Origin of the sequence: Frankia sp. Hr75.2 (genome assembly GCF_949319125.1) — a bacterium.
Taxonomy (GTDB): Bacteria; Actinomycetota; Actinomycetes; order Frankiales; family Frankiaceae; genus Parafrankia; species Parafrankia soli.
Window position 1 is genome coordinate 1 of record NZ_CASGGV010000131.1, and the last position, 1,728, is coordinate 1,728.

Consider the following 1,728-nt stretch of genomic DNA (forward strand, 5'->3'; position numbering starts at 1 on the left):
CCGCCGAGTCGGAAGAAGTCGTCGTCCACGGACAGGGGTGTGCCCTCGGGGAGGGCGAGTACGTCGCGGAACACCCCGGTCAGGGACAGCTCGGTGTCGGTTTCCGGGGGGCGGCCGCTGCCGGATCCGGCGGTCAGGTCGGGGGCGGGTAGTGCTTTGCGGTCGAGTTTTCCGCTCGAGGTCGTGGGGAGTGCGGCCAGGCGGGTGAACGATGCGGGAACCATGTACTCCGGCAAGAGCGCGTTCGTGTGTTCCCGCAGCACGTCGGCCAGCACGGCCTCGTCGGCCGGCGCGGACGGGGTGGTAGTGACATAGGCGGCGAGGAACTTCCCTCCGGCGGGGTGATCGAGAGCGGTGACCGCGGCACCCGAGATGGCGGGGTGTCGTTCGAGGACAGCGCGGATCTCGTCGAGTTCGATCCGGAACCCGCGTACCTTGACCTGGTCGTCGGACCGGCCCAGGTACTCCAACTCGCCCTGGTCGTTCCATCGGGCCAGATCGCCGGTCCGGTACAGCCGCTCGTCCGGGGCGCCGAGAGGGTCGGCGACGAACCTTTCCGCTGTCAGCCCCGCCCGGCCCACATACCCTTCCGCCAGTTGCACCCCGCCCAGATACAGCTCACCGGTCACCCCGGCCGGTACCGGGCGCAGCCACCCGTCCAGCAGCCGCACATAAGAATTCGACACCGGGCGACCGATCGGCGTCGAATCCGAGTCTGCGTTCAGAGCGGCGATGTCGTAGCTGGCGATCTCGACCGCCGCTTCGGTCGGCCCGTACAGGTTGAACAGTTCCGCTCGATCGAACACCTCCCGGGCCTTGATAGCCGCCGCCACCGGCAGCGCTTCCCCCGTGAACGACACCAGCCGCACATCCGGGAACAACCCCGCCTCTACTCCCGAGTCCAGGAACGCCTGAAGCATCGACGGCACGAAATGCACGCTCGTGACCCGCCTTTTCCGCACCACACCGGCGATATAGCCCGGATCCCCGTGTGCGTTGTCACGGGCGACCACGACCACCGCTCCGGTGATCAGCGGGAGGAAGAACTCCGGTACCGACACGTCGAACGTGAACGGTGTCTTCAGCAGTACCCGATCAGACGACGAGAACCCCAACGCTTCCCGGCCCCAGACAAGCCGGTTCACGACTGCGGCATGGGACAGGGCGACGCCTTTGGGTCGTCCCGTGGTACCGGACGTAAAGATCACATACGCGGTGTCGTCGGGGGTGAGGGGACGCGGCAGCACGGGTGCGTCAGACGCCCCGTGTTCCACCTGGCGACGAACAGCATTCTCATCGAGGACCACGGTGACGACACCCGCGGCGGTGAGCACGCCCGCATGGGCCACCGCCGTCGCAATATCGGTGATGGCCACCCGGGCACCGGAGTCCTGGAGGATCGCGGTAACACGCTCCGCGGGATATCCCGGGTCGACGGGGACATACGCGGCGCCGGCGCGGAGTACCGCGGCGAGGGAGGTCACCAGGTCCGCCGAGCGCGGCAGGGCCACCGCGACCCGGCCACCCACCGTCACGCCCCGCTCGGTCAGGAGACGGGCCAGAGCGTTCACCCGCGCGTCGAACTGCGCATACGCCAACTCCGCACCATCCGCGTCATCCACGACCGCGACCGCCCCGGGAGTACGCGCTACCTGATCCCGGATCAGCGCATCCACCGTCACCGCGGGAACCACCACCCCCGCACCCACCGACCACACACCCACCGAC

General features: G+C 68.5%; 1 protein-coding gene. It reads right to left on the reverse strand.

Features of this window, described 5'->3' with window-relative positions; translation table 11 throughout:
- On the reverse strand, nt 1-1,697 hold a 1,697-nt coding region (locus tag AC559T_RS11865; protein WP_498868726.1), incomplete at its 3' end, for a non-ribosomal peptide synthetase.
- Nucleotides 1,698-1,728 lie beyond the last annotated feature (31 nt).